Origin of the sequence: Vibrio sp. TRT 29B02, from assembly GCF_050113655.1 — a bacterium.
Lineage (GTDB): Bacteria > Pseudomonadota > Gammaproteobacteria > Enterobacterales > Vibrionaceae > Vibrio.
The window spans coordinates 16,244-37,142 of record NZ_JBNJOJ010000017.1; the positions used below are offsets into that span (position 1 = coordinate 16,244).

The 20,899-nt window shown below is 46.7% G+C and carries 19 protein-coding genes; 5 read left to right on the forward strand and 14 right to left on the reverse strand.

The genetic code is table 11. The annotated features are described in order from the left end of the window. The first annotated feature begins 33 nt into the window (after positions 1-33). Positions 34-2,487 carry an acyl-CoA dehydrogenase FadE gene (gene fadE, locus ACQEXT_RS11870; RefSeq protein ID WP_426952203.1) on the forward strand — a complete coding sequence of 818 codons (2,454 nt, stop codon included), beginning with the start codon at positions 34-36 and terminating at the stop codon, positions 2,485-2,487. A 116-nt stretch (positions 2,488-2,603) separates the two neighbouring features. Here the strand turns inward: fadE and ACQEXT_RS11875 are convergent, their stop codons facing one another. Both ACQEXT_RS11875 and dnaQ read right to left on the reverse strand, forming a co-directional pair. After that, entirely contained in the window at positions 2,604-3,854 is a 1,251-nt protein-coding gene (locus ACQEXT_RS11875; protein WP_426952204.1) for a TIGR03503 family protein, read from the reverse strand. 8 nt (positions 3,855-3,862) lie between these two features. Continuing rightward, a complete protein-coding gene (gene dnaQ, locus ACQEXT_RS11880) occupies positions 3,863-4,600 on the reverse strand; it encodes a DNA polymerase III subunit epsilon (RefSeq protein ID WP_331426855.1) in 738 nt (245 codons plus the stop codon). Positions 4,601-4,656: 56 nt separating this feature from the next. On the opposite strand from dnaQ, the gene rnhA reads away from it, so the two are divergent. Next, the gene (gene rnhA, locus ACQEXT_RS11885) at positions 4,657-5,121 is read left to right on the forward strand and encodes a ribonuclease HI (RefSeq protein ID WP_138973436.1); all 465 of its coding nucleotides are present in this window, start codon (positions 4,657-4,659) and stop codon (positions 5,119-5,121) included. On the opposite strand, the gene ACQEXT_RS11890 is transcribed toward rnhA, so the two are convergent. Continuing rightward, positions 5,118-5,861 (reverse strand): class I SAM-dependent methyltransferase, encoded by a 744-nt coding sequence (locus ACQEXT_RS11890; protein ID WP_138973437.1) that lies wholly within the window; start codon positions 5,859-5,861, stop codon positions 5,118-5,120. The genes rnhA and ACQEXT_RS11890 overlap by 4 nt on opposite strands. 38 nt (positions 5,862-5,899) lie before the next feature. Between ACQEXT_RS11890 and gloB the strand changes: the two genes are divergently transcribed. The 3 genes from gloB to ACQEXT_RS11905 all read left to right on the forward strand — a co-directional run bounded on the left by gloB (position 5,900) and on the right by ACQEXT_RS11905 (position 8,974). After that, positions 5,900-6,658 (forward strand): hydroxyacylglutathione hydrolase, encoded by a 759-nt coding sequence (gloB, locus tag ACQEXT_RS11895; protein ID WP_426952207.1) that lies wholly within the window; start codon positions 5,900-5,902, stop codon positions 6,656-6,658. Between the two features lie 70 nt (positions 6,659-6,728). After that, positions 6,729-8,291: a LysM peptidoglycan-binding domain-containing protein gene (locus tag ACQEXT_RS11900; protein WP_426952208.1), complete on the forward strand. Its 1,563-nt coding sequence runs from the start codon at positions 6,729-6,731 to the stop codon at positions 8,289-8,291. Next, positions 8,288-8,974: a YIP1 family protein gene (locus ACQEXT_RS11905; RefSeq protein WP_269376703.1), complete on the forward strand. Its 687-nt coding sequence runs from the start codon at positions 8,288-8,290 to the stop codon at positions 8,972-8,974. Before ACQEXT_RS11900 ends, ACQEXT_RS11905 begins: the two co-directional genes overlap by 4 nt. A 4-nt stretch (positions 8,975-8,978) precedes the next feature. Here the strand turns inward: ACQEXT_RS11905 and ACQEXT_RS11910 are convergent, their stop codons facing one another. The 11 genes from ACQEXT_RS11910 to lpxD all read right to left on the reverse strand — a co-directional run bounded on the left by ACQEXT_RS11910 (position 8,979) and on the right by lpxD (position 20,893). Then, complete coding sequence (locus tag ACQEXT_RS11910; RefSeq protein ID WP_426952210.1) at positions 8,979-9,821, reverse strand: endonuclease/exonuclease/phosphatase family protein; 843 nt, start codon at positions 9,819-9,821, stop codon at positions 8,979-8,981. A 57-nt stretch (positions 9,822-9,878) separates the two neighbouring features. Continuing rightward, positions 9,879-10,217 (reverse strand): nitrogen regulatory protein P-II, encoded by a 339-nt coding sequence (gene glnB, locus ACQEXT_RS11915; RefSeq protein ID WP_004415234.1) that lies wholly within the window; start codon positions 10,215-10,217, stop codon positions 9,879-9,881. A gap of 101 nt (positions 10,218-10,318) precedes the next feature. After that, positions 10,319-10,633: a c-type cytochrome gene (locus ACQEXT_RS11920; protein ID WP_426952213.1), complete on the reverse strand. Its 315-nt coding sequence runs from the start codon at positions 10,631-10,633 to the stop codon at positions 10,319-10,321. A gap of 50 nt (positions 10,634-10,683) precedes the next feature. Further along, positions 10,684-12,003 carry a tRNA lysidine(34) synthetase TilS gene (gene tilS, locus ACQEXT_RS11925; protein WP_426952215.1) on the reverse strand — a complete coding sequence of 440 codons (1,320 nt, stop codon included), beginning with the start codon at positions 12,001-12,003 and terminating at the stop codon, positions 10,684-10,686. A 95-nt stretch (positions 12,004-12,098) separates the two neighbouring features. After that, positions 12,099-13,058 (reverse strand): acetyl-CoA carboxylase carboxyl transferase subunit alpha, encoded by a 960-nt coding sequence (gene accA / locus ACQEXT_RS11930; protein ID WP_138973444.1) that lies wholly within the window; start codon positions 13,056-13,058, stop codon positions 12,099-12,101. Between the two features lie 38 nt (positions 13,059-13,096). Beyond that, positions 13,097-16,576: a DNA polymerase III subunit alpha gene (gene dnaE / locus ACQEXT_RS11935; protein WP_331416113.1), complete on the reverse strand. Its 3,480-nt coding sequence runs from the start codon at positions 16,574-16,576 to the stop codon at positions 13,097-13,099. A gap of 90 nt (positions 16,577-16,666) precedes the next feature. Then, complete coding sequence (rnhB, locus tag ACQEXT_RS11940; RefSeq protein ID WP_426952216.1) at positions 16,667-17,284, reverse strand: ribonuclease HII; 618 nt, start codon at positions 17,282-17,284, stop codon at positions 16,667-16,669. A gap of 4 nt (positions 17,285-17,288) precedes the next feature. Continuing rightward, a complete protein-coding gene (gene lpxB, locus ACQEXT_RS11945) occupies positions 17,289-18,431 on the reverse strand; it encodes a lipid-A-disaccharide synthase (RefSeq protein ID WP_138973447.1) in 1,143 nt (380 codons plus the stop codon). Positions 18,432-18,523: 92 nt separating this feature from the next. Further along, positions 18,524-19,312, reverse strand: coding sequence for an acyl-ACP--UDP-N-acetylglucosamine O-acyltransferase (gene lpxA / locus ACQEXT_RS11950; protein ID WP_138973448.1), 789 nt, complete (start codon positions 19,310-19,312; stop codon positions 18,524-18,526). Position 19,313: 1 nt separating this feature from the next. Next, on the reverse strand, positions 19,314-19,766 hold the full coding sequence (gene fabZ / locus ACQEXT_RS11955; protein ID WP_138973449.1) for a 3-hydroxyacyl-ACP dehydratase FabZ: 453 nt from the start codon (positions 19,764-19,766) through the stop codon (positions 19,314-19,316). A gap of 95 nt (positions 19,767-19,861) precedes the next feature. Beyond that, positions 19,862-20,893, reverse strand: coding sequence for a UDP-3-O-(3-hydroxymyristoyl)glucosamine N-acyltransferase (gene lpxD / locus ACQEXT_RS11960; protein WP_426952218.1), 1,032 nt, complete (start codon positions 20,891-20,893; stop codon positions 19,862-19,864). Positions 20,894-20,899 lie beyond the last annotated feature (6 nt).

Genomic DNA, 20,899 nt, shown 5'->3' on the forward strand with positions numbered 1-20,899 from the left:
CCAACTATAAATCGCCGCAAAAGGAATATACATATGGACATTTTGCTCTCTATTCTTGGCTTTACCACGGTACTGGCAGTCTGCCTCTATCATCGCACCTCACTGCTAGTATCGATTGCTGCACTGGCTGTAACCATGGTTGCGCTTTCAATTTTCGGTTCTGCTGGTTCACTTAGTTGGATACTGTTTATCGCGGCAATTGCTACCTTAGCGGTTCCATCAATTCGTCAATCTCTGATTAGCAAGAAAGCGTTATCGCTGTTTAAAAAAGTGTTGCCTGCTATGTCTCAAACAGAGAAAGAAGCACTCGATGCAGGTACGGTTTGGTGGGAAGCAGAACTGTTCAAAGGCAAGCCAGATTGGAAAAAGCTTCACGACATCAAAGCCCCTCAATTGAGCGCAGAAGAACAAGCATTCCTAGACGGCCCTGTGAACGAAGTCTGTGCCATGGTCAATGATTACCAAGTCACTCATGAGCTTGCCGATTTGCCACCTGAAGTTTGGCAATACCTAAAAGACAACAAATTCTTCGCGATGATCATTAAGAAAAAATATGGTGGCTTAGAGTTTTCAGCGTATGCACAATCCCTAGTATTGCAGAAACTGACCGGTGTCTCTGGTGTGCTGTCTTCAACGGTTGGCGTTCCTAACTCATTGGGTCCAGGTGAACTGCTGCAACATTACGGTACCACTGAGCAAAAAGAATACTACTTGCCTCGACTTGCAGAAGGTAAAGAGATCCCATGTTTTGCCCTAACTAGCCCTGAAGCGGGTTCAGATGCGGGCTCAATTCCAGATTTTGGTATTGTCTGCAAAGGTGAGTGGCAAGGTAAAGAAGTGCTTGGTATGCGTCTGACGTGGAACAAACGCTACATCACACTGGCGCCAGTTGCGACTGTGTTGGGTCTAGCGTTTAAACTGCGCGACCCAGATGGCCTACTTGGTGATCAACAAGATATTGGCATCACCTGTGCCCTTATTCCAACACATTTAGAAGGTGTTGAAATTGGCAACCGCCATTTCCCACTTAACGTGCCTTTCCAAAATGGTCCAACACGTGGCCAAGACCTGTTTGTTCCTCTTGATTTCATCATCGGCGGTCCAAAAATGGCTGGCCAAGGCTGGCGAATGTTGGTTGAGTGTCTGTCGGTAGGTCGTGGTATCACTCTGCCTTCAAACTCGACGGGTGGCATTAAGTCCGCCGCTTTAGCCACGGGAGCCTACGCTCGTATTCGCCGTCAGTTTAAGCAACCAATCGGCCATATGGAAGGTGTCGAAGAGCCATTGGCACGCCTTGGCGGCAATGCTTATGTCATGGATGCTGCAAGTAACCTAACAGTCGCGGGTATTGACCTTGGTGAGAAACCATCCGTCATCTCTGCGATTGTAAAATACCACTGTACTCACCGTGGTCAGCAAAGCATCATCGACGCTATGGACATTGTCGGCGGAAAAGGCATCTGTCTTGGCCCTTCTAACTTCCTTGCTCGTGGTTACCAAGGTGCGCCCATTGCGGTGACAGTTGAAGGTGCAAACATTCTGACTCGCTCTATGATCATCTTTGGTCAAGGTGCCATTCGTTGTCACCCTTACGTATTGGAAGAGATGAATGCAGCCTACTCAGAAGCCTCAGACGCGCTAGACAAGTTTGACTCTGCGCTGGCTGGACACGTCAGCTTTACCATGAGTAATCTTGTTCGCAGCTTCTGGCTTGGTTTAACAGATGGTCGTTTCTCGGATGCACCAGTCAAAGATGCCACAACGCGTTACTACCAGCAGCTTAACCGATACAGTGCCAACATTGCCTTTCTCTCTGATATTTCAATGGCAGTGCTTGGCGGTTCCCTGAAACGCAAGGAACGTTTATCTGCTCGCTTGGGCGATATTTTGAGCCAGTTGTACTTAAGCTCTGCAACATTAAAACGCTTTGAGAGTGATGGCCGTATTGCAGATGACCTACCTTTAGTACATTGGGGACTACAAGATAGTCTGAAACAAACTGAGTTGGCGATTGATGAGTTTTTAGCAAACTTCCCGAACAAAGTCCTCGGTAAAGCCCTGCGTCTAGTCATCATGCCGTTTGGTCGAGTTCGTAAAGCACCGAGTGATAAGCTGGATAGCCAAGTGGCTCAAATTCTGCAAACACCGAGCGAAACTCGTTCACGTATTGGCCGTAACCAATACTTGGCAGCAACTGAGTTCAACGCGGCAGGTCGTATTGAGCAGGCTCTAGAAGTGATTCTGCAAGCAGAGCCAGTATTCAACAAAATCTGTGAGCAGCTAGGTCAACGTCGCCCATTCTTGCGTCTAGATGAAGTCGCTCAACTGGGCCTCGAAAAAGGCATCATTGATGCTGACGATGCGAAACTACTGACTGAAGCAGAGCAACATCGCTTATACGTTATTAACGTTGATGACTTCAGCCCAGAGGAACTGGCCGCAAAGCCAATGCCTCTGCTTCAACCAGAGATGGATGAAGTGGCGTAACCCAACTTAAAACTGAAACAAAGGGCTGCAATCGCAGCCCTTTATTTATTCTTGTATCAAAGAATGCCTAGAGGAAAGACGGTAGCCCCATTAACGCGGGTCCCATTAACGACTCACTACTTTTTAGGCATATCGAGTTGCATTTCCGGCACTGCTTGTCTGCTTGCCTTTAGCTTACGCATGACAAACCAAACCGCGATACCCAATATCAGTACCACCAAATTACCCACACCAATTAGAATCATGGTACGAGTGCGTTTAGCTTCGCGCATCTCCATCATTTGAATTTCTTCCAGCATTTTTTGCTGCTTGAGACGCTCTTCTTCCTGCAAACGACGGGTTTCGGCAATATCTACCTCTTCTACCACGCTGTATGTGTGTTCACTGATCGGGAAAATCAGTGGTCGCTCAGAGCCCATTTCGGTTGCAAAGGCTTTACCATGCCAAGCATAGAGACCAAGATCGGCACTGTAAGGAATCTCAAGCGTCAGCTTATTGCTCTCTTCGCCCGCACTGCCCTGAACGGTGGTCAACGCACCATTAGGAGAGGTATGCTCAACGTGACCGGCAATCGAGCCTGGTTTAATCATTCCCTGCTCACCTGCAAAGACAATCTGGTTAGGACTCATTTCTTCACGAGACTGAATAAAGGTAGCCAACAGGGGCGATGGGTAGACTAAAACCTCTTGCTCTTGAGCACGCAAGAACACGCCATTACCAGAAGTGATTCTGACACGATACTTGCCTGGCTCACTGGTAATAGGCAAAGCAACGGTGAAAATACCATCGCCAGCAACCTCATCAAGATCCTTACCATCATCAGCGAACTCACCAATTACTTCTGGTAATGGACGTGCCTCCTTCACCAACGACTCTTCATTCTCGACATATTTCGTAAAGGTCACTTTCAGTTTCACACGATCAAGAAAATCTCTTAATACGAGTGGCTGATTGTCTGAGGTCAAGCGGGCATTAAACTTAATCGACTCTCCTTGATACAATCGAGTCGGCAGCGTGTCAGTGGACAGCTCAAGATGAGAAATCAGCTTTATCTTGTTCTTGGGAGTCACTTTACCAATTGCTTGCCAAGGGCCAGGCATAGGATTATCAATGGAAACGATGTCCATTGAAGGTTCTTGGTACCAGCGAACATTGTCTGGACTACGCCAGGCATAATATTTCTTGCCGTCGGGTCTCACTAAGACCACTGGCTGAGAACTTTGCGCTCGGTAGATAACAAAGGTAATTTGCTTAATCGACGGGTCGACTCTAAAGCGATTATCCAACAACGACATTGAGGTTCCTTCGGCAGCATAGCCTAACGAACTAAATACAAAACCTAAAATGGCAATCCAAAACCTCAACATCCTTTCTCCTACTGACGCCAGAGACAGCTACCGCTTTTCTCTACTATGTCTAATCTACTTTGGTGGGCTTCTAATTCATCGGCTGTTGCACGTAAAACCTTTAGCGATTTTCGACCACTTGCCGCACGTTTTATGACTTCGCCCTCTTCACCTCCAGAGCTCCCTGCATTGAACTGCAGCGAAGTCTGTCCACCCGTCATTAGCAGATAAACATCTGCCAGAATCTCGGCATCGAGTAATGCCCCGTGGAGAGTACGGTGAGAGTTATCTATACCGTAACGATCACAAAGTACGTCAAGGTTGTTTCGCTTGCCAGGGAAGATTTTCTTCGCCATAGCCAGCGTATCGGTCACTTTACAATAGTCAATCGTCTTGCCGATGCTAGGGTCAAGCATCCGAAACTCATTATCCATGAAGCCAACGTCGAAGGGCGCATTGTGCGCCACCAGCTCAGCCCCTTTGATGAAGTCTAGAAATTCAGCATGGACATCACGATAGTCTGGTTTGTCGACCAAAAACTCATCGGTAATACCGTGAACTTCTACCGCATCAGGCTGAATTTCACGATCGGGTTTGATGTAGACATGGAAATGACGCCCTGTCAGTTTGCGGTTTATGATCTCCACAGCACCGATTTCAATGATTCGGTGATCCTGATAGTGAGGTCCACCCTCACGGTTCATACCTGTGGTTTCTGTATCGAGTACAACGATACGATGTTGATTAGAATTGTTGCTGGTATTCATAACAATATGTGTGTCAGACTATGCCAATAATGTGCTTAACCCAATAGTATCAAATCATGACGAAACAGGTGGAAATTTTCACTGATGGTTCTTGTTTAGGTAACCCAGGTCCTGGTGGTTACGGAATCGTACTCCGCTATAAACAGGTCGAAAAAACGCTCGCCAAAGGTTTTACCCTTACCACAAACAACCGTATGGAAATGATGGCTACCATTGTCGCCTTGCAAGCTTTAAAAGAGCCATGCGACGTAATTCTAACGACCGACAGTCAATATGTTCGTCAAGGTATTACTCAGTGGATACACAACTGGAAAAAGCGCGGCTGGAAAACAGCAGACAAGAAACCCGTTAAGAATGCCGATCTTTGGCAAGCGCTTGATACAGAAACCCAGCGCCATAGCATCGATTGGCGCTGGGTCAAAGGTCACGCAGGGCATAGAGAAAACGAAATGTGTGATGAATTAGCCCGTACCGCAGCGGAAAACCCAACCGATGAAGATGTCGGTTATCAGCCTAGCTAGTTGGAGCTAGACTGTCGGCTCGACACTTTGTAATTGACGCCAACTGGCGTCAATTTTCGTTTTAACTTCCAGTGAGGCTTAATTAGCTTGAGTGGATAAGTACGTTTTCGTGCCACGATAAAATAGAGACTTCCCGCAGGTGCCGCCCAATCGCCAAGGCTGTTCTCCAACCAAGTCCACATAGTGCGATATTTCTGCATAGGGAACAGTGCGTAACTGTCGCACTCCAACACCTGATAGTTTAATAGCCCAAGCCAATCTTTAACTCGATTGGGCGTAAACATCCGACCGCTCCATGGTAAATTGTTACGTCGCCAAGGCATTAAGCTCGCAAGCCCAGTAAAACTGATTGGGTTGAAACCCGTTATAATCAGGTAACCATCATCAATCATGACTCGGTCAACTTCTCGTAACATACGATGAGGATCGTTACAGTAGTCAAGTTGATGGGACATCAGCACGGCATCGAAACTTTTTTCCAGAAAGGGCAAATCGTAACCATCTGCAATCACATTGTGCAAAGGGTTCTGGATATCTAAGTGAACTTGATGTTGAATGTTACAGTTGAAGCTGGTTAACTCACAGCTCAACCCGCCCAGCTTAAGTAGGTGATATCCGAATAGTTTTGGGCACCATTCGTCAATGCGGGTTTGAATTGAATCACTGACCCACTGGCCATTTTTTAGCTGAGACCATGAATGAGGCTTTTCAAGCTTTTTTCTGCTAAGTGCTGGTTTCATATATAACCTGCTTCACCCTGGTAACTGGAGACACAACCATGTTGAATATCAAAAGCATACCCGCATTTAATGATAATTACATCTGGCTAATTGAAAATAGCGATCGTCGTTGTGCTGTGGTTGATCCAGGTGACGCGACCCCAGTCCTCACTTACCTAAAAGAGCACGAACTGAATTTAGAGGCAATTCTCATTACTCACCACCACAATGACCATATTGGTGGTGTTGCTGAGCTGGTACGACAGTTTCCTAGCGTCGATGTTGTCGGACCCGCCAACGAACCTGTACCCACCTTAACTCATGCCGTCGATGCAGGAGATCAAATAGAGCTATTTGATGAAATCTTTTTTGTTCTAGGTTTAGAAGGCCATACTAGTGGCCATATCGGCTATGTCGGAGATGGAAAGCTATTCTGTGGTGACGTGCTGTTCTCTGCCGGATGTGGGCGCGTATTTGAGGGAACGATGGAACAGATGCATAACTCTCTCAACAAACTCGCAGCCTTGCCAGAAGAGACGGAGGTCTACTGTGCACACGAGTACACCACCAGCAATCTGGCCTTTGCACTGGCCGTTGAACCAGAAAATAGTCAGTTGCAACAATATCGAGACGAAGTAAACCGCTTAAGAGCGCAAAACAAACCGACGTTACCGACTACCATTCGACGAGAAAAGTGGATCAATCCATTTTTGCGTACCGATCAGCCTAGCGTTATCCGCTCCGTATCAAATAGAACCTCTCAAACTGATCCACTCGCGATTTTTACTGCATTACGTGAGTGGAAGAACGAATTTTAACGATTTGCTGCTTGTCACCTACTGAGAGAGGCAAGTATTATCAGCAGCCAAATAGAAAAAGGGCTGTGCAATGCGAGTTAAACACAGCTGGGTATTGGCATTACTCTTAGCAGGTTGTCAGCTTACCCAGCCGACCGATTCTGGAGAAGCCGTCTCTCCAGATACCAACAATCCAACCATAACACCGACTGAGCCTGTAGCTCAGCCAGAAAAACCGGTGGTCAAAGTAGAGCCGGTGGTCACACCGCAAACTCAGCAAGACGTCTGGCAGCGTATCGCGATGCAACTCGATATGCCGATCCCTGATCACCAACTGGTCGATTACTACCGCACATGGTATTTGAAGCATCCAAATCATTTAAAAACGGTTTCGCAACGCGCCGAACCTTTCCTATATTTGATTACAGAGAAGATCGAGCAACGTGGCTTGCCACTGGAACTGGCACTTCTTCCTGTCGTTGAAAGTTCATTTGATGCCTTCGCTTACTCTCATGGGAGTGCCGCTGGTTTATGGCAGTTTGTTCCCGGTACGGGCGAGATGTACGGTCTCAAACAAAACTTCTGGTACGATGGCCGTCGCGATGTCCCTGCTGCGACAGATGCTGCACTCGATTACCTGACTTACCTAAATAAGCGTTTTGATGGCGATTGGACACACGCGATTGCCGCGTACAACAGTGGTGGCGGCCGTGTCTCCAGCGCTATCCGCAAAAACAACAAACTCGGTAAGCCAATCGACTTCTTCTCTCTCGACTTACCAAAAGAAACCAGTGGTTATGTGCCAAAATTACTGGCTCTGGCAGACATTGTCGCCAATCAAGAAAAATACGGCATTGAAATCCCACCTATCGCCAACCGACAGGTTGTGGAATTGGTCAATCCAAAAGAACAGCTCGACCTTGCTATCGCGGCTAACTACGCTGGTATCAGTGTCAAAGAGCTGCAAAGCTTGAATCCAGCATACAACCAATGGGCTACAGCACCAGATGGTCCACACCAGTTGCTGCTACCTATCGACAACGTCGCTCAGTTTAACAGTGCGGCTAGCAAAAACCGTGGTAAAGGGATGAAAGTGGTACGCTACAAAGTGAAATCTGGCGATACTTTGAGTGTTTTGGCTGAGAAATATAACACGACAGCCCAAGTCATCCGCACTGCGAATAATATTAGCGGCAATAACATCCGAGTCGGCCAACACTTAATGATTCCGACCTCAACTCGTGACGACAAAGCGTATGCCCTCAGCGCATCAAACCGCTTAGCTAAAACGCAGTCTGAAAGTCGAGGTCAGTACAAACTGACTCATACGGTACGTTCTGGCGATAGCTTATGGTCCATTGCCAAAGCCAACAAAGTGTCTCACCAATCTGTTGCGAAATGGAATGGAATGGGACCAAGAGATACCCTGCGAGTTGGGCAGAAACTGGTTATTTGGAAAAATAGCTCTGATGGCGCCGTCGTCAGAACCGTCTTCTATAGCGTTCGCTCAGGAGACACGATCAGTGGTATTGCCACCAAATTTAAAGTGAAGTCCAATGACATCGTCAAATGGAATGATCTGAGCAATCAGAAGTACCTCAAACCAGGTCAAAAGCTGAAGCTGTATGTTGATGTAACTAAGGTAAGTGTATGAGCCCCTCAAGTAACCCTATTATTATGCTGGTCGATATCTTCCGTTCGCCTAGCGCCTGTTTTCTCGCTCTCTACCAACGTGGAGCTTGGGGCTGGCAACCATACATTTTCTTAATTCTCTCTCCATTTTTATTTTGGGGAGCGTACTTTGATATGGTCAACTTTGATTGGCTGAGAGAAACGCTTGCGGCTCAGTTGGCGGTCACGAATCCTAAGCAACTTGAGCTTTTAGACGCAAACACCCTTATGGCCAGCGAAATCATCAGCGATATTGCAGGCAGAACTCTGACTATCTTGATGCTAGCATTTTGGTTCAACCTAGCAACGAAGCCAAGCCAGCATCAACATGGCTTTTGGAAGTGGTTCGCCGCGAGTGCAGTCATTACCTTCCCTGCTATCATTGGCGACTTAGCAAGTTACGTAAGTGCGCTACTGAAACATGGTCAGGTGTTAGTTTATGCCGCAGATCTCAATAGCCTTAATGGTTTTCTCAAGCTGCCACTCACCAATCCTTGGTCTCAATTTGCCAGTTCATTCCCAATACTGCTCCCTTGGTACATTGCCTTGGGCTATGCCGCGGTCGGGACTTGGACTGAGTTTGAACGAGGTCAGGCTCTTGCCATTTCAGCGCTTCCATGGCTAGCCTACTACCTGATCTGGGCGCTTTATATTGTCATTTTTTAATCGGTTATAAGTGAAAAGTCACTAAGATTGGATTGTGATCAGAGGCGTCAGAGACTGGCGCCTCTGCTTTTTCCAACGTAAGTCCACGATAGAATACATGATCCAAAGGTAGGCCGGTCATAAACTGAGTCCGGTTATCACTGTCATAGGTCACCTCTTTTAATCCCAATGAACTTAGCGCTTCGGACATCACTCTCAAACGCTCTTGGCTCCAGCTATTAAAATCGCCAGCCACAATTACTGGCCCCTGATGTTCACTGAGTTCCTGTGCCAATACGTTTAACTGACGATGATATTCTTCAGTGCCATAGGTAAAGTTAACCGCATGGATATTCACGACCGCAAGTTGTTGCCCATTTGACAGCGGATAGAGTGCGTAAAGTGCCGATTTAGGTAGACGAAGCCAAGGTTCAAGCTCTGTATATGCACAAGCTTTTAGTGGCGTATTCAAAGATAAATTCAGCACCCCAGCCGTGGTATCAAACGCTTTAAAAGCATCAACTTGGCTACCAAACCACCGCCCTTGCTTCAGCCACTCTCTCAGCTCCCCCGTCATGCTGGCTTCCTGCAGCAAGACCAGTTGTTTACCTTGAGCATAGTTGCTCAAGCTCGAGCTCCAGTTAGATCGATTTTGCTTATAGATATTCCACACTAACAAGCTAATTTGCTGGTTTTGATCAAGCTGTTTGGCCGTTGGGTTTTCGTAGCATGTCAGGGATAGCTGTTCTGAATCATGGTCATATGACGTTATTTGTGCCTGAGAAGGCAAACTAAAAACGCTCTTATATCCAATCAGTGCTGTACCAACGAGAAGCAGAGCAACTACAAACCAACGAGCTTTATTCATTTTTCACTATCCAAAAAATAAAAAAGAGCCATGCGGCTCTTTTTCCAAGGTGTATCTTTAAATTGCGTCTTCGTCTTCTTCGCCAGTTCGGATTCGAACGATACGCTCTACATCGGTGATAAAGATTTTACCGTCGCCAATTTTACCCGTTTGCGCTGTCTCAATAATGGTGTCGACACACTGATCAGCCACTTCGTCAGTGACAACAATTTCAAGCTTTACTTTAGGTAGAAAGTCGACCATATACTCAGCGCCACGGTATAGCTCAGTATGACCTTTCTGACGTCCGAAGCCTTTTACTTCTGATACCGTCATGCCTGTAATGCCTACTTCCGCCAGTGCCTCACGGACATCATCTAATTTGAATGGCTTAATGATGGCTTCAATCTTTTTCATGTTCATCCCTTAAACTATTGTTACTTGCGCCATTATCCCACGATAACTAGGTAATAAAAAGCCCGAGCGAATCATGCTCGGGCTGATTTATCACAACTCGGTTACTTCAAGCTTGCGTAGTATGCAGCAAGGTTAGCTACATCAGCATCACTTAATGCTGCAGCCTGTGCTTGCATCACAGCCGCTAAACCGCCGTTACGCTCTTTATTTTTGTACGCATTGATTGCAGACACAAGGTACTGTTCATTCTGACCTTTTAGATTCGGATAACCAGGGATAATTGCAATACCATCAGCACCATGACACGCAGCACATACCGCGGCTTTTGCTTGCCCTGCCGCTGCATCACCAGCTGCCAACGCCTGACCACTTAGCAACCCCATTCCTAATACCAATCCAATTGCGAATTTCTTCATTGCTCTTCCTTATAATTCCATGTTAGTTGTGCGTTCTTATGTATACAATTTTACATAAACAACAATGGCTTGTCCCAGACGAGTTCACAATCCTGACCTGCAAAATGGCGATCAATAAATAAATCACCCACCGCCACAACTTGCTGATCACAAATTACTATAGGTGTTCTACGTCGTAGCCAGCTAGGTACATCATATTCTTGGAACAATTTTTTGAGCTTTCTGCTGTGCCCACGCTCAACGGGATGCGCACTTAATCCCTGAGGTTCAAAAATTACCTGTAGCTTTCCCTGACTTAGTGCTTGTTTTGATAATTGTCCATGCGACGAACTGCGAAGAACTAAGCGGCCTAAATCTTCTGGTAATACACACGCTTGATCGAATCGAAGATCTTGCCGCCACTTCATCAAAGGTTGCCACTCTCTGACGAAATAGAGCCGATTGGCGTGACGTCTGATTTGTCCGTCAATCAACGCGAGCTGAGGATTTGCATCTTGCTGAGCACAAGCAACCTGTGGCCATACGAGCTTCAACTGTTCACGCGAAGGCATACGAACGTTTTGCCGAGCTAACCACATACGCAATGCTCGAGTTCGAACTAACTCACTATAGGTGGCCAACGTATTGATATCGAGACTCGCATCACTGTGAAGCGCACTGTTCAACTTGTCACTCATCAATTCATCAAGCAATGCCTCTTGCTCCGCACACAGTTCTGCGCTCCGCTGGACAGCTTGATTGAAGTGAGGCCACCGCTCCGTCAGCGGTGGAGAGACAGTATGTCGGATAAAATTACGCTCAAAGCGCTGGTCAAGATTACTCTCATCTTCCACCCAAGTTAGCTGCTTCTGCTCAGCGTAACCTTCTATCTGTTGACGGCTTATCGTCAATAATGGTCTGACAATCTTAGCATGTGCAAATGGCATCGCCTCTGCCATCGCAGACAAGCCTTTAGGTCCACTTCCCCGTTTGAGAGCGAGTAGGAATGTTTCTACTTGGTCATCTGCATGCTGCCCTGTCAGCAATAGATCATCGTTCTCGAGATGGTTAACTAACGCCTGATATCTCGCTTCTCTGGCACTCTCTTCTAAACTACGCCCTTTGCGATCCAGTTGGACTTTTTCAATGACTAAAGGCACATTGAGTTGCTGACACCATTGCTGACACTGTCGCGCCCACTGATCGGCATTGACACTTAATCCGTGATGAACATGCACCGCTAGACACTCAGTCTGCTGACTCCGACTGTACTCGGCCATCAAGTCGAGCATAACCCGTGAATCCAATCCGCCACTTAACCCAAGCACAAGACGACCTTGAGCTTGAGCGTGACGTTCAATAACAGTGGCAAAGTGGGACTTAAGACTCATAAATAGAAAGCATTTGACGATTCAAAACACCAGTTTATCACCGGAAACAAAAAAGGCTGAACCCTAGTTCAGCCTTTAAGCAAAATCCGTATAGATTAACAGTAACCGTAGCTCATTAGGCGTTGGTAACGACGTTCAAGAAGCGTGTCATTATCGAACTGTTCTAACTCTTCAAGCTGACGAACTAACGTATCTTTCATGTTCTTAGCCATCTGAAGGTGATCACGGTGCGCGCCGCCTAGTGGCTCTTCGATGATTTCGTCAATCAATTCAAGCTCTTTTAAGCGAGGAGCGATAAGACCCATTGCTTCTGCAGCTTGTGGCGCTTTGTCAGAATCACGCCATAGGATTGAAGCACAACCTTCTGGAGAAATCACTGAGTAAGTAGAGTACTGAAGCATGTTTACGTAGTCGCCTACACCGATAGCAAGTGCACCACCAGAACCACCTTCACCTACAACGTTACAAATAACAGGCACTTTCAAACCCGCCATCACTTTTAGGTTGGTCGCGATAGCTTCAGATTGACCACGCTCTTCTGCACCAACACCTGGGTACGCGCCCGCGGTATCGATGAAAGTAATGATCGGCATATTAAAACGTTCTGCCGTTTGCATTAGACGTAGCGCTTTGCGGTAACCTTCTGGTTTTGGCATACCAAAGTTACGTTTCACTTTCTCTTTTGTTTCACGACCTTTCTGATGACCAATAACCATGACTGGACGGCCATTTAGGCGAGCCATACCACCTACAATCGCCTTGTCATCAGCGTAGTGACGGTCACCTGCCAACTCATCAAACTCAGTGAAAACATGCTCGATGTAATCAAGTGTGTAAGGACGTAATGGGTGACGAGCAAGCTGGGCAGTTTCCCAAGCACCAAGGTCGCTAAATGTTTTCTTCTTTAGTTCTAAGCTTTTTTTCTCTAGCTGTTCGATCTCTTTATCAAGATCAACACCAGAATCACCACCGTGACGAGAGACATCACGTAGTGCTTCAATTTTTGCTTCTAGCTCTGCGATTGGTTTTTCAAATTCTAAAAAATTCAGGCTCATCTATAGATCCTTTCTTATTCGGTAACCTTCTACCGAACTTAGTTAAATTCGAGTTCTACCTGGCCTTTCCCAAGTAGTTGTTTTAAATCATCTAATAATGCGTCGCTTGGCGTAACTCGCCATTCTGTACCCAACGTTAAACGCGCTCGCGCATCTGAGCGTTGGTAGTATACATGGACAGGAACGCTCCCCGCCCTATGAGGCTCTAGTATTTGACTAAACCGCTCAAAAAATCGGTCATTAATTTGAGATTCATCAATTGAAACCGATAGGCCCCGTGCATATTTTTCACGAGCGGTTCCGAGATCCATGACCTCGCGCGCGGACATTTTAAGACCACCATTGAAATCATCAAAGCTGACCTGTCCTGAAACGACCAATATTTTATCTTTTTCTAACAATTCTGCGTAGCGATCGAGCGCATCAGAAAACAGCATGACCTCCATTCGGCCACTGCGATCATCCAGCGTCATAAGACCGATACGGGTACCACGTTTAGTTGTCATGACACGAGCAGCAATGACCAGACCAGCCAGAGTCACGCTCTGATCGCGCCTTGTTGGTGTTGCATCTTTTAATCGACAACTGGTGTACTTGCCAAGTTCCTTACTATACGCATTTATAGGGTGCCCTGTTAAATAAAGGCCAAGTGTGTCACGTTCTCCCTCTAGCCAGACTTTCTCAGGCCATGGCTCAACTTTGATGTACTTGTGCTCAACTTCTTCAGGAGCCTCTGTCAGAACGCCAAAAAGATCACTTTGCCCAAATGCTTCCGCTTGGTGGTGTTGGCTGGCTGCTTTTACGGCATCCGCAAGTGATGCCATCATCGCAGCTCGGTGCGGCCCAAGGCGATCAAGAGCACCTGCATAGATAAGTTTTTCAATAACTCGCTTATTCACTTTCTTGAGGTCAATACGCGCACAGAAATCAAACAGATCTTTAAAGTAGCCACCTTTATTCCGCGCTTCAAGAATAGCTTCAATCGGGCCTTCACCCACCCCTTTAATTGCGCCGATACCGTAAACGATCGCCCCCGTTTCATCGACATTAAAGCGGTATAGACCCGCATTAATATCGGGTGGAAGCACCTTTAGCTTCATACGGAAACACTCATCAACTAGGCCAACGACCTTCTCTGTGTTATCCATATCAGCAGTCATTACCGCGGCCATAAACTCGGCTGGGTAATGCGTCTTTAACCAAAGCGTCTGGTAAGAGACAAGTGCATAGGCTGCTGAGTGAGATTTGTTAAAGCCGTAGCCCGCGAACTTCTCCACAAGGTCGAAGATCTTCATCGCCAGCTCGCCATCAACTCCGTTCTTCTCCGCGCCCTCTTTGAAGGTGCCGCGCTGCTTGGCCATCTCTTCCGGTTTTTTCTTACCCATCGCACGACGCAGCATGTCTGCGCCACCCAGAGTATAACCCGCAAGGATCTGGGCAATTTGCATTACCTGTTCTTGATACAGGATGATGCCGTAGGTTGGGTCAAGCGTCTCTTTTAAAGACTCGTGCTGCCAAGTTTCATCTGGGTATGAGATTGCCTCTCGACCATGCTTACGGTCAATAAAGTTATCTACCATGCCCGATTGCAACGGACCAGGACGGAACAGGGCTACCAGTGCGATGATATCTTCAAAACAGTCTGGCTGAAGTCGCTTGATCAACTCTTTCATACCGCGTGATTCCAACTGGAATACCGCTGTCGTCTCTGAATTTTGCAGTACGTTAAATGACGCCTGATCGTCAAGAGGGATCGACTCAATGGCGACGGCAGGCTTACCTTCGCGCTCAAGACGAGGGTTGATCAAGCCTAAAGCCCAGTCGATGATGGTCAGTGTCCGCAGACCCAAGAAGTCAAACTTAACCAGACCCGCCGTTTCTACGTCATTCTTGTCAAACTGAGTAACTGGAAAGTTACCTTCTGCATCCGCGTATATCGGAGCAAAGTCAGTAATAGTCGTCGGAGAGATAACTACGCCACCCGCGTGCTTACCAGCATTTCGTGTACACCCTTCTAGAATGCGACACATGTCGATAAGCTCTTTTACCTCTTCGTCGTTTTCATACAACTCAGGTAATGCTGGCTCTGCTTTAAATGCCTTTTCGAGGGTCATGCCCGGATCGGGTGGTACCAGCTTGGAGATTCGATCAACGAAACCAAAGCCATGCCCAAGCACACGACCTACATCGCGGATTACCGCTTTTGCCGCCATCGTACCAAAGGTAATAATCTGAGACACGGCGTCACGACCGTACATTTCTGCGACGTGATCAATCACCTGATCGCGCTTGTCCATACAGAAGTCGACGTCGAAGTCGGGCATGGAGACACGCTCTGGGTTAAGAAATCGTTCGAAAAGTAGGTCATACTCAAGTGGGTCAAGATCGGTGATCTTCAACGCGTAAGCAACGAGAGAGCCCGCACCAGAACCACGGCCAGGCCCTACTGGAATACTGTTATCTTTTGACCACTGGATAAACTCCATTACGATCAAGAAGTAACCTGGGAAGCCCATGTTATTGATAACTTCCAGTTCAACATCAAGGCGCTCATCATACTCAGGTCGTCGTTGTGCACGAACTTGAGGATCAGGGAAAAGGAACTCAAGTCGCTCTTCTAAGCCCTCTTTAGACTTCATGACCAAAAACTCGGTCTCTTTCATCCCTTCAGTTGGGAAGGCGGGTAGGAAGTACTCGCCAAGACGTACCGTGACGTTACAACGCTTAGCAATTTCAACACTGTTTTCAAGCGCTTCAGGAATGTCTGAGAAAAGTTCACACATTTCTTGTTCGCTACGCAAATATTGCTGAGGGCTGTAGTTTTTTGGTCGACGAGGATCTTCTAGAGTGTAGCCATCGTGAATGGCAACACGAATTTCATGGGCATCAAACAGGGACTCATCGAGAATAACCACATCATTGGTCGCAACGACAGGCAGCTCAGCTTGTTCCGCTAGCTCCAACGCGAAGTGAAGATAAGTCTCTTCATCGGCGCGTCCGGTTCTGGTCAGCTCAAGATAAAAGCGATCTGGGAAATGGGTTTGATAAAACTCAACACACTCAGACACTACTTTGTGGTTGCCCTTCAATAACGCCTTACCAATTTCGCCATTTTTACCGCCTGACAGTAAGATAACACCTTCAGACAGTTCAACTAGCCACTCTCTATCAATGACAGGCTGGTGCTGAACATGACCACGCAAATACGCTTTTGAGATAAGCAACGTTAGGTTCTTGTAACCGACATTGTCAGCCGCTAGAACCGTCAACTTTGTTAACTCATCACCAAACCCAGCCGACTGCATCAAGAAATCGGCACCGATGATCGGCTTAACCCCACAACCATGCGCGGTACCGTAAAACTTAACCAAACCACAGAGGTTGGTAAAATCCGTCAACGCCACCGCTGGCATGCCCAATTCAGCCACTTTCTTCACCAATGGCGGTACTTTTGACAAGCCGTCAACCATGGAAAAGTCACTATGAACTCGAAGGTGGATAAACTTAGGGTCTGACATGAATATCGTCCAGAAAGATAACTAATTTGGGATGAGAATAGGGTATTTTAAGTGAAAATCGCGTACTTATATACCCCTTAACAGGGCTTTCTACTCGATGCCAAGAGCCCGTTTAACGGGTTTAAAACTCTTGCGGTGTTGATCGATCACACCATGCTGCTCAATCGCATCAAAATGCGCCTTAGTCGGATAGCCTTTATGTTTTGCAAACCCAAACTCTGGATACTGCTTGTCCAGCTCTTCCATCTCTTGGTCACGAGCCACTTTTGCAATAATGGAAGCAGCACTGATCTCCGCAACTCGTAGGTCACCTTTTACAACCGCCTGTGAGTCCATAGGGAGTTGTGGGCAGCGGTTTCCATCGATAAGCACGAGATCGGGTTGAATTGACAGCCCTGCAATGGCGCGCTGCATGGCAACCATGGTCGCTTGCAAAATGTTTAACTGGTCAATTTCTTGCGGGCTGCAACGGCCAACTGACCATGCTAACGCCTTCTCTTGAATTTCAGGTAATAAGGCGAGGCGTTTTTTCTCTGACAGCTTTTTTGAGTCATTCAAGCCTTCAATTGGATTCTTAGGATCAAGAATAACAGCGGCCGTCACCACATCACCAACCAGAGGACCACGCCCTACTTCGTCAACCCCCGCGATTAACTGATAACCCATTGGGTATTCAAATGGCGGGAGTTCTTTTGTCTGTTTTGTCATTGTCTTACTCTCTGCCGATCAGTTTAAGCACCGCTTGAGCGGCTTGGTTATCGGCATCTTTACGGATCCAGTGATGCATTTCAGTGAACTTTTCAATCATCTTTTCACCACCATTTTCAATTAGACGAGTGACTTCGCGAGAGAGATTCTCCGGTGTGCACTCTTCAAGCAGGTACTCTTTGACTAACTCTTGATCAGCAAGAATATTGGGGAGTGAAACGTATTTGGTCTTGACTAGACGACGAGCAATGAACGCGGTAATCGCATTGACTCGGTAGCCAACTACCATTGGTCGTTTAAGCAGCATACATTCAAGTGCGACCGTTCCTGATGCCAGCATCACAGTATCCGCTGCGGTTATGACGTTTTTCGCCGTGTCATTAACCAATTTAAAATCGAGTTCTGGCGCGATTTGTTGCCAAGCTTGTTCAAATTGCTCACGGCGTTTTTCATTGACCAAGGCAACGACAAAACCTAACTCTGGATATTGCTTATGCAGCAACTGACAAGCTTTGATAAATGGCTCTGCCAGCATCTTAAGTTCACTGCCACGGCTACCTGGCAATACCGCTAGCCATTGCTTATCTTGTTGTAAACCTAATAGCTCGCGTGCTGGTGCCTTAGCCGATTCCATAGGAATGGCATCCGCTAATGTGTGGCCGATAAACTCACATGGAACATTAAACTTGTCATAGAAGGCTTTTTCGAATGGTAAGAAAGCCAGCACTAAGTTGGTTGCAGCTTCAATCTTGAAGATACGCTTTTGACGCCACGCCCAAACCGACGGGCTAACATAATGGACGGTTTTAATTCCCGCTTGCTTTAGATCTAACTCGAGTCGCAAGTTGAAGTCCGGTGCATCAATGCCAACGAATACATCTGGAGGGTTATCGGTGAAGAACTTAACTAACTCAGCTTTGACTTTTAGCAAACGCGGCAGTCGACCTAATACTTCAACCAATCCCATCACCGCGAGCTCTTCCATCTCAAACAGTGATTGGCACCCTTGAGCGATCATCTTCGGCCCGCCGATCCCAACGAATTCTGCATCTGGGTATTTCGCTTTTATCGCTTTGATAAAGCCTTCACCCAACGTGTCCCCTGACAATTCGCCTGCGACAATTCCAATTCGTAATGGTTTTTCCATTGCTGACTGACCTATCTGATTTATTGCTTTAAAACGCAAAAAAGACCGCAGCCGAAAGACTACGATCTTTTACCATTCATTTGACTGCTGGGTTAGCGAATAACACCACGCTCAGACGTTTCCACAAACTCAATGAAGTGCTTGATTGAAGGCCAGTCTTTAGCCATCTCTTCAAGAACGACTTTCGCTTCAGCCTGCGTCTTGCCTGCACGGTAAAACTCTTTGTAAGCATTACGTAGTGCACGCAATTCTGCTTTTTCAAAGCCATTACGCTGCAGACCTACAAGGTTCAGACCAAATGGTGTCGCGTGGTTACCTTGAGCAAGAACGTATGGTGGTACATCTTTCACTACTGCTGAACAACCACCAATGTAGCTGTAGGCACCCACTTTACAGAATGGGTGAATCGCAGAAAGAGCCATAACACCCGCGTAATCTTCAACCGTTACGTGTCCACCAAGGATAGCGTTGTTACCCACGTGTGTGTGGTTACCAACGATAACGTCATGGGCGATGTGTGCATTAACACACAGTAGGTTGTCATTGCCAATCACAGTTGTAGCTTTGTCTTGAGTCGTACCACGGTGAATCTGTACCGCTTCACGAATAACGTTACGATCACCAATCACAACCGTTGTCGCTTCGCCACCATACTTCTTGTCTTGGTTCTCTTCACCAATAACAGCGTGTGGGAAAATACGGTTGTCTTTACCAATGGTAGTATGACCTTTAATGACAACGTGAGACATGATTTCAGTACCTTCACCAATCTCAATATTACCTGAGATATAGGTAAACGGACCAACCGTCACGTTGGCAGCAATCTTTACATCTCCTTCAATCACTGCTGAAGGATGAATTTGAGCCGTTTCATGAATCATATTAAAACTCTCGACGAGCACATTTTAGCTCTGCAGAACAGACAACGTCACCATCCACTTTTGCAATGCCTTTGAATGCAGCAATGCCGCGACGCTCTTTGATAAATTCTACTTCGATCACTAGCTGGTCACCTGGAACAACCGGTTTACGGAATTTCGCACCATCAACACTAGCAAAATAGTAAAGTTCGTTTTCTGAAGGAGCACCAAATGATTTGAATGCGAGTAGACCTGTCGCCTGTGCCATCGCTTCAAGGATCAGTACGCCAGGAAATACAGGTAGTTGAGGGAAATGACCTGTAAACTGAGGTTCATTCACTGAAACGTTTTTGATCGCAGTAAGGTATTTCTCTTCTTGAAAGTCAATAACACGATCAATCAGCAAAAATGGGTAGCGATGAGGGAGTAATTCCTGAATTTCAGTGATGTTCATCGTTTTGTTTTCAGTAGTCAAAGTCATATTCCTATGTTGAATGCTAATTTGTATCTGAGAGGCATTATAGATGAAAAAGACCCGCAATACGCGAGCCTTTTTAGTTTCATCTAGAACTAGGCGTCTTCTTTATTTTCTAGCTGTTTTTCCACAGCTTTCAAGCGCTTGTTCATATCGTCAATTCGATGAACACGTGCCGCAGTTTTTCGCCACTCTTTGTTGGTTTGTAGCGGAATACCTGAAGAGTACATACCTTTCTCTTCAATACCACGCATTACCATCCCCATACCTGTGATAGTAACGCCATCGGCAATGTCAATATGACCATTGATCACAGTGCCGCCGCCGATGATGCAGTATTTTCCGATCTTAGTACTGCCCGCAACAATGGTACCACCAGCCATAGCAGTACCATATCCGATGTGTACGTTATGAGCGATCTGCAACTGGTTATCGAGAATAACATTATCTTCAATCACAGTGTCATCCAGTGCACCACGATCAATCGTCGTACATGAGCCGATTTCAACACGGTTTCCAATACGAACAGTGCCAAGTTGAGGGATCTTAATCCACTCACCTTTTTCATTCGCATATCCAAAACCATCAGCACCGATCACTGTATTGGCTTGCACTAAGCAATCTGAACCTAGCTCAACACTGTGGTAAATGCTCACGTTTGACCAAAGTTTGGTATTGGCACCAATTTTAGCGTTTTTGCCAATAAAGCATCCAGCACCAATCACAACGTTATCGCCCAGTTCCACACCAGATTCAATCACAGCATTGGCACCAACAGACACATTGGTACCCAACTTAGCGTCACTCGCAATCACAGCAGACGGAGCGATTGATTCCGCTGGCATCGGAGTGGTATCTAGCGCTTGAGCGACTCTTGCAAACGCGACATACGGATCGGCGACGACCAGTACATTACCCACGCAAAGTTCACGTTGCGCTTCTTTTACCATCACAACTGTTGCTTGGCAGTCTGATAAGTGTTTTGCATACTTAGGATTAGACAGGAAGGTAACGTGACCTGCCTGTGCTTTATCCATCGGCGCTACCATGGTCACTGTCGCGTTCGCGTCACCATGTAGCTCGCCCCCGGTAATCGTCGCCAATTCGGCTAAAGAAAGTGTCGCCATAATCAA